The sequence below is a fragment of the Nitratidesulfovibrio liaohensis genome, assembly GCF_011682075.1.
Classification (GTDB): domain Bacteria; phylum Desulfobacterota; class Desulfovibrionia; order Desulfovibrionales; family Desulfovibrionaceae; genus Cupidesulfovibrio; species Cupidesulfovibrio liaohensis.
This window is the reverse complement of sequence record NZ_VSMK01000071.1, coordinates 1-7,603: the sequence shown is the minus strand read 5'-3', so window position 1 is coordinate 7,603 and position 7,603 is coordinate 1. Positions and strand designations below refer to the sequence as shown.

The following is a 7,603-nucleotide window of genomic DNA, read 5'->3' as shown; positions in this document are numbered from 1 at the left end:
GGCAGGCCGGAGCGCGGTGCGGGCGGCACGAAAGGGCGCGCTCTGGCCCGCCAGATGCACGACGCCTTTCGCGCCGACTGCGGGGCCACCTGCTGCCGGGTGCTCATCCGCCACGTGCGCCACGACAAGGCGGCCCACTTTGCCCAATGCCGCAGCCTGACCGGCAAGGGGGCCGTTCTGGCTGCCCGCGCACTATTGGCCGAGGGCGTACGCCCCAGTGACGGGGCGCTGTCCCTTCCGGCGGACACCGGGCTGACCCTGTGGCGCAACCGCCTGCGAGTGCTGCTGCGCCTGCCCTTCCGCCGCCGGAGCTGAACCCCGGCGGGATTCCTGCCTTTCCTTCGTTTACTGCCTACACCAGCAACACGGTGGAACCGGTGGTCCGGCGCGATTCCAGCGCGCGGTGCGCGTCGGCGGCCTGCGCCAGCGGGAAGGTCTGGTTCACCTGCACCTGCACGATGCCCGCGCGCACCACGTCGAACAGATCACGGGCGTGGGCCAGCAGATCGTCCCGTTTGGCCGTGTAGTGCATCAGACTGGGCCGGGTGAGGAACAGCGAGCCCTTGGCCGCCAGCAGGCCGGGGTTGAACGGCTCCACGCTGCCGGACGACTGCCCGAACGAGACCATGGTGCCCATGGGGCGCAGGCAGTCCAACGAGGCCATGAACGTGGCCTGACCCACCGAATCGTACACCACGTCCACGCCGCGCCCGTCGGTGAGTTCGCGCACCCTGGCCGCCACGTCCTCCTGGCGGTACAGGATGACGTGCTGGCAGCCGTTGGCCCGTGCGCGCTCGGCCTTGGCCTCGTCTCCCGCGGTGCCGATGACCATGGCCCCCAGGTGCCGCGCCCACGGCACCACCAGCGACCCCACGCCCCCCGCCGCCGCATGCACAAGCATGGTGGTGCCCTCCGTCACCGGGTAGCAGCCGTACAGCAGGTAGCGCGCGGTCATGCCGCGCAGCATCATGCCCGCCGCCGTGACGAAGTCGATGTCGTCCGGCAGCGCCACCAGCCGGTGGGCGGGAATCAGGCGGCGTTCGGCGTAGGCACCCACCGGGTTGCCCGCGTATGCCACCCGGTCGCCGGGTTTCACTTCGGTCACGCCGTCACCCACGGCCTCCACGGTGCCCGCGCCCTCCATGCCGGGGATGGCGGGCAGCGCGGGCAGCGGATACAGCCCGGTGCGGTGGTACACGTCGATGAAGTTGAGCCCCACCGCCCCGTGGCGCACCAGCGCTTCGCCGGGGCCGGGCATGCCGGGGGCGTGGTCTTCCCAGCGCAGCACTTCCGGCCCGCCGGTTTCGTGGAAAAAGATGGCCTTGGATGTTCCGGATGCTGTGGACATGTGCGCCTCCTGTGCGGGGAAACCTGCATTCTTGCCCGCGTTGTCGCCGGGCTGGTGTGCCTCGTCCCCGGCGGTTTGGAAAGCCGGTGCTGCGAGACGGTATTTCATGTTGCATGGTAGGGCAGCTTGCGGGTTCGCACAAGGCGGCACCGAAAAGTTACGGGGTCACCTTGGGGTGACGGTGCGGGACGGGGGAGGGATGGGGCGGAACGGTGTCGGAATGGGCTCGGAACAGGTTCGGGACGGTTCGGAACGGGCGCGATGCGCGCCAAAAGGAAAGCCCCGCCGAAGCGGGGCCAGTGGGGCGAGCAAAGGCGGGGTTACCGCGGCTCGCGCGGCCTGTATGGCACGAAAGCGCAAGCCGGGCAAGGGGTGCGGCTACACGGGAGAGGCCACGCGGTTGCCCACCGTATCCACACCGGTAAGCCGCGACATGGCCGTCAGGTACTCCACGTTGCGGTCCAGGAAAAAAGCCAGCGGCTTGGAGAAGTTCTTGCCCACGATGCCGTCCACGAACAGCTGACTCACCTCGCGTTCGCGGGTCAGTACCATTTGCGAGCGGGCCAGGATGGCCTTTTCTTCCGGCGACATCTCGCGCACCAGCAACGAAAGCACGTTGCGCGCGCGTGGCTGGTACATCCAGAAATACATCATGTCCAGGGCATTGATGATGATGGTCCGTTCCAGATCCTCGGCCTCGGCCTCCACCGCGCGGATGAACTGCTTGGGCTGCGAGAGCAGTTCCAGCACGTCTTCTTCGGGGAACAGCAGTTCCAGCCTGGAGAAGGTGTCGAACAGCTGGTACAGCTTGCTTTCGTAGTCCCAGCGACGAATACGCATGTTGCTGTTGCGGTCGGCGTAGCCTTCCACTGCACCGGCAATGGTGTCGGACGCCATCTTGGATATGACCGCCGCATAGGGCTGGATGAGCACGGTGGGGTTGGGCACGTGCATCAGTATCAGCAGTTCCACCAGCATCTCGCTGTAAAGCATCGAGGTGGGTATGGCCATCACGCTGCGGAAGATGTTGCCGAGCACCGCCTCCTTGGGCAGCCCCCGATAGATGTTGTGCGCGGCGATGTAGGCCCCGTTGGCGGCCGAAATGACGGCGTAGACCAGGGCGGGGTTGTTGCTCACCGTCAGCCCGAAGCCCTGTTCCAGCAACAGCACGCGGATGACGTTTTCCAGCAGCGGCACGGAAATGCCGGTGAACAGCAGCGAATCGCTGATCCGGCTCCAGCTCACGTAGTCGTTCCAGCGCAGCAGGGGCGAACGGCTTACGCCGCCGCCGCCCGTGACGGCCTGGATGACGTTGCGCACCCCGGTGATGCCGAACCATACGGTGGTCCACAGCAAGGCGGTGACCAGGCTGTCCTGGGTCTGCATGAACGAGAGCACGGCGGGGATGAACCCGGCCAGCACCTTCAGGGCATTGGATACACCGGTGTTCAGGTAGCGCATGCCCATCCAGCGTTTGCACACCGCCCCGCCGCGCATGTGCAGCGAAAGGCCGTTGCCGCCGCTGCGCGCAAAGCCCCCCAGGGTGGCGATGTTGCCGCGCGGGGTGACGCGTGAGGTGTCGGTGCGCACCACCCATTCGCGCGACCGGCGAAAGCCGAAGCGCGAAAATCCCGGCAGCCGTCGTACCAGGCCGACCAGCGTGGAACTGGGCAGTACGGGGGTACGCCGTTCCAGCATGCTTTCGCGCAGGTACACCTCCGTATGCACGGGGATGATCTGGCGCATGGTGTCGTGCGGGTCGTCGATCTGTTTCTGGGCGCGCCGGGGCAGGGTTTCGCGGAACACCAGCCCCATGCCGTGCACCCGGTGCGAGCGGCTGGTGGAATCGCTGCCGATGCGCGACTTGAGCTGCACCGATTTGTAGAACGCCTGCAACCGGGGAATGTTGCGCAGGATGCGGCGGAATTTTTCGCACCGTTCGGGGGCATTTTCCGCGCCGGATTCCGCGTAGTCGCGGATCAGCGCGCGGATAAGCCGCTTCAGCCGGGGGGCGCTGCCGCTGTTGATGGCCAGTTGCAACTCGTTGATGGCGCGGATGTTGGCCACGTGGGCCTCGTCGCCTTCCGCCCAGTCCTTGAGGTTGAACAGTTCGAGGTGGGTGATCAGCCCCTCGCAATCCCACAGCAGCTCGAGCACGTCGGCCACGGTGAGTTCCGAGAGGTTCAGGGTGATGCGGTAGCCGCTGTGCAGGCTGGTCAGCCAGTCCAGCAGGGCCCGGGGCGGCGTGCGCAGGATGTCGGGCACGTCGGCCCCTTCATGGGGCACGAAGGGCGAGGGAATGTCCGGGTTGCAGCCGGGGGCCAGCCACAGGTCATGCACGGTCTCGGCGTCCAGCGCGTCCAGGCGCTGCACCAGGGCTTCGATGGCGTCACGTTCCGGCTGGGTGGCGATGGCCCATTCGTCGCGCAGTTCCTCTACCCGGCCTTGCAGGGCGGGCACCAGCCGCTTGTGGATGAATTCCGCCAGGTGCAGCAGCGAAGGCTGCCCGGTACCCACGAAGGCCAGGAATTCGTCGCGGTGCAGGGGTTCCAGGGTCAGTCCGAATTCGTCGTTGATGGCGCGGCGGTGGCGCTCGTTGTAGCGGCGCAGCACCTGCAGCACGTATTCCGCAAGGTATTGCGAGGCCTTGCGGCCTTCCTGCATCAGGTGCTGGGTGGGGGTTTCCTCCAGAAACGAGAGAAAGCCCTGCGAGTCGGAAAAACCGCGCGGCACCCAGATGAGTTCGGCGTACTTGTGGCGCGCCGGCACCCGGAATTCCACCCCGATGCGGACGGAAACCCCCATGATGTCGGCAGCCTGCATCAGTTCCCGCGCGGCGGCGGATTCCACGAAGTTGTAGTAGATGACCGTAAGGTGCCGGATGCCCTTGATCCACGCATCCATGATCAGGTGTGTGGGGTTCTTGCGGCCCTTGGTGTTGGCGTCGTGGACATGGTTGTCGAAGGCCAGCTGGTTCCATTCTTCCGGCATTTCCAGCAGGTGGTACTGGGCCAGCAGGGCGCGCACGATGCGCGGCTTGCCCGATGCGGCGCGGCGAAAATCGTGCGCCAGCTTGAGCTGGCGGCAGGTGTCGCCATGGGCGCGCACAAGGTCCTTCATGATCTGGATGAGCACGCGCGCCGTGTTGCGGCGCAGGCCAGTCTGCGCGCTGTACAGCACTTCGTCGCGCAGGGTCTGCAGGGCCAGCAGGCGGTCTTCTGCCAGGCCCGCTTCCAGCGAATCCAGCAGGTTGATGACCGCGTAGGCCACGCGCAGTTCGCGCGAGACGGAAAGCTCCTTGATGCCGTGCGGGTGCAGGCTGGCGTCAAACAGCTTGCGCACGAAGGGGCTGGGAGTGCGGGCCTTCTCCAGTACCTTGTTGACCATGAGCAGCAGCTCGTGGTCCTGCTGGTCGAAGAAAAGTGTGCGAAATGCCATGGATATGTCGCAGTGACGCCGTGCGTCCGTGAAGGTTGCGGCACTTCCGGCAGCAGCAGGGGGGCGATGCCGGAAGCGACAGGGCGAGCCTCCGTGATTTCGGGAGGTTCCCGTGCATGCATTGTTACGGAAAGGTTACGACGCCGTCAATCGGGGCACGCGGCGGGCGCGCGGCAACGCACCGTAGATGCAGGGAAAGCCGTGCGCGTTGTGCCAGGCGATGGGGGCCGAAGCTAGGCGAGTTGGTCGCCGTACAGGTAGGCGGTGCCGCCGGCCACGTGGCGCACCGTGCCGCCTATCCATGCCTCTGGCGTCAGACCGGCACGGCGGCTGACAGAAACGCGAATGGTGGCGCCGCTGGGCTGGCGCACCGCCAGTGCGATTTCGCCGCCATCCATGGCGGCCCGATGCAGGCCGTACGCCAGGGAACCGGAGCCGCAGGCGGATTCGAGCAGGATGCTCCCAGTGTCGCGCACCCGCACCACCGGCGTGATGGAAGGGGCGGCAAGGGGGCCGTGGTGCCAGATGCATCCGGCCGCCGGTTCGTCATTCAGGCCATGGCGGGCAATGAGCATGCAGGCCTTGACCTGCCAGTCGCCGGGGAAGGGATGCACGGAGGCATCCAGCAACAGGTGGGTGATGCCCGGCAGGCGCACCAGTTCCAACCCTTCGCCCAGCGGCTGCACCAATCGGAACGCCGTGGCGTCCTGGGGCACCCGATCCTTGTCCACGCATACCGGTTCGGCCGTGTCTGCTGACGCGGGGTATGCGGAGGGGGCAGGGGGCGGAAGGGGCATGCGCACGGCGGCATCCGGACCATGCGGCGTATGCACCACCCGCACCGGCAGGGTGCCGGATACTCCGGAGCTGGCGATCTCGCCGGACATCAGTCCGCCGGGACCGGCATGAAGCACCCGCTTCAACGCCAGCAGCGCGGCCAGCGAACGACAGGCGTTGCCGCAGAATTCGCCGCCCATCATGTCGATGCGCGGGTACGTTCCAGCCAACGTGACAAACCCCACCTGTTCGGCGTGCACGTGATGCTCGCCCATCAGTTCCGCCGCCACGGCGGCGCGCAAGGGCGCGGGCACCGGATCGGTGACGAGAATGGTGGTGTTGCCGCCGGGGCTGAACTTGTGAAAGCGCAGGGCGCTGGGGTGGTGCATGACGAAGATGGGTTGAATGAACAATCTTGTCGTGTCAAGCAGGTGCCGCCCCGCAGGCGCAGGGGGGGTGCCGGGGCGAAAATACGGTCGGAATGCCGGAACATGCCGGATTACCAAGGTATGACACGCGATGGTCCGTGCGCGGGTGCGGTATGGCCCCTGACGCGCGGCATCTTGTGCATGATGCCCGATGGTTATCTAACTGTCCAGTATGACGGCATAATTTTTGGTGACAAAATGGTCAAATCGTAACAAGCTTAAATTGTTGTGTATTTACAAAAAAGACATTATTGAAGAAAGCGGTTCCCTTCATGGTCTGATTGCGATACTAAACCGCTATCAAAAACCCTAGTTTCCCTGCGAGGAGGCAAAGATGAAGAAGACAGTATTGCTCGTGCTGGCACTTCTGCTGGTGCTGTCGGGCCAGGCGTTCGCCGCCGACACCATCAAGCTCGGCTTCGTCATCCCCCTGACCGGTGACATCCCCAAGGTGGGTGAGGCCTCGAAGTTTGCCGCCGAAATGCTGCGCGAAGAAATCAACGGCAAGGGCGGCCTGGATGTGGGCGGCAAGAAGTACAAGCTCGAATTCGTGTTCGAGGACAACGAAGCCAAGCCCGAATCCGCCGTCAACGCCATGCTGAAGGTCATCGAGCGCGACCAGGTGCTGGCCGTGGTCGGTCCGCAGTCGTCCAAGCAGGCCGTGCCCGCCGGCGGCGTTGCCAACGACAACGAAACCCCGATGATCTCGCCCTGGTCCACCAACCCGGATACCACCAAGGGCCGTCCGTGGGTGTTCCGCGCCGCCTTCCTCGACCCCTTCCAGGCGCCCGTGGTGGCCAACTTCGCCACCAAGCAGTTCAAGGCCAAGAAGGCCGCCGTGCTGTTCGACATCTCCAACGACTACTCGAAGGGCCTTGCCGAGTTCTTCAAGGCGGAGTGGGAGAAGATGCACGGCGCCGGTTCCGTGGTGGGCATGGAATCGCACGGTACCAAGGACCAGGACTTCTCGGCCCAGCTTACCAAGGTTGTCGCCGCCAAGCCCGACTTCATCTTCCTGCCTGAAAACTACAACATCGTCGCCCTTATCGTGAAGCAGGCGCGCGACCTTGGCTACAAGGGTCCGTTCATGGGCTCCGACGCCTGGGGTTCCGCCGAGCTGATGGACCTGTGCGGCAAGGAATGCGTGGGCCAGTACTTCTCCACCCACTACGCCGCCGCTGGCGCCACCGGCGCCACCAAGGAATTCATCGACAAGTACAACAACAAGTACGGCTACATCCCCGACGACGTGGCCGCGCTGACCTGGGACGCCACCCGCCTCGTGCTGCAGGCCATCCAGAGCGTGGGCAAGGTTGACTCCGATACCCGCAAGATGCGCAAGGCCGTGCGCGACGCCATGGTCAACATCAAGAGCTTCGACGGCATCACCGGCAAGATGAGCTTCGACGAAAACCGCGACCCCATCAAGTGCGCCGTGGTCGTCAAGATCAGCGAGAAGGGCGAATTCACCTTCGCCGAATCGGTCTGCCCCAAGTAGTATGATGACACCCCGCGCGGCCCACTGGCTGCGCGGGGCCTTTTCCGCCGCACGCACAGCGCGGCTTCCGCTTCCATCCGCGCCGCCCTGCGGCGTGCCGGGTTGCCGCCCGGC

The 7,603-nt window shown here is 65.5% G+C and carries 4 protein-coding genes and 1 pseudogene; 2 read left to right on the top strand and 3 right to left on the bottom strand.

Annotated features, from left to right (window positions below; genetic code table 11):
• Positions 1 to 315, top strand: a pseudogene (locus FVW27_RS03235) (C-GCAxxG-C-C family protein); the annotation flags it as partial.
• Between the two features lie 37 nt (positions 316 to 352).
• Here FVW27_RS03235 and FVW27_RS03230 read toward each other — a convergent pair.
• The 3 genes from FVW27_RS03230 to FVW27_RS03220 all read right to left on the bottom strand — a co-directional run bounded on the left by FVW27_RS03230 (position 353) and on the right by FVW27_RS03220 (position 5,976).
• A complete protein-coding gene (locus FVW27_RS03230) occupies positions 353 to 1,348 on the bottom strand; it encodes a quinone oxidoreductase family protein (protein WP_167122685.1) in 996 nt (331 codons plus the stop codon).
• Positions 1,349 to 1,726: 378 nt separating this feature from the next.
• Entirely contained in the window at positions 1,727 to 4,786 is a 3,060-nt protein-coding gene (locus tag FVW27_RS03225) for a hypothetical protein (RefSeq protein WP_167122683.1), read from the bottom strand.
• A gap of 233 nt (positions 4,787 to 5,019) precedes the next feature.
• Positions 5,020 to 5,976, bottom strand: a complete 957-nt coding sequence (locus tag FVW27_RS03220; RefSeq protein ID WP_243838181.1) for a histidine racemase CntK family protein — start codon at positions 5,974 to 5,976, stop codon at positions 5,020 to 5,022.
• 349 nt (positions 5,977 to 6,325) lie between these two features.
• On the opposite strand from FVW27_RS03220, the gene FVW27_RS03215 reads away from it, so the two are divergent.
• Positions 6,326 to 7,489 (top strand): ABC transporter substrate-binding protein, encoded by a 1,164-nt coding sequence (locus tag FVW27_RS03215; protein ID WP_012612309.1) that lies wholly within the window; start codon positions 6,326 to 6,328, stop codon positions 7,487 to 7,489.
• Positions 7,490 to 7,603: the final 114 nt, after the last annotated feature.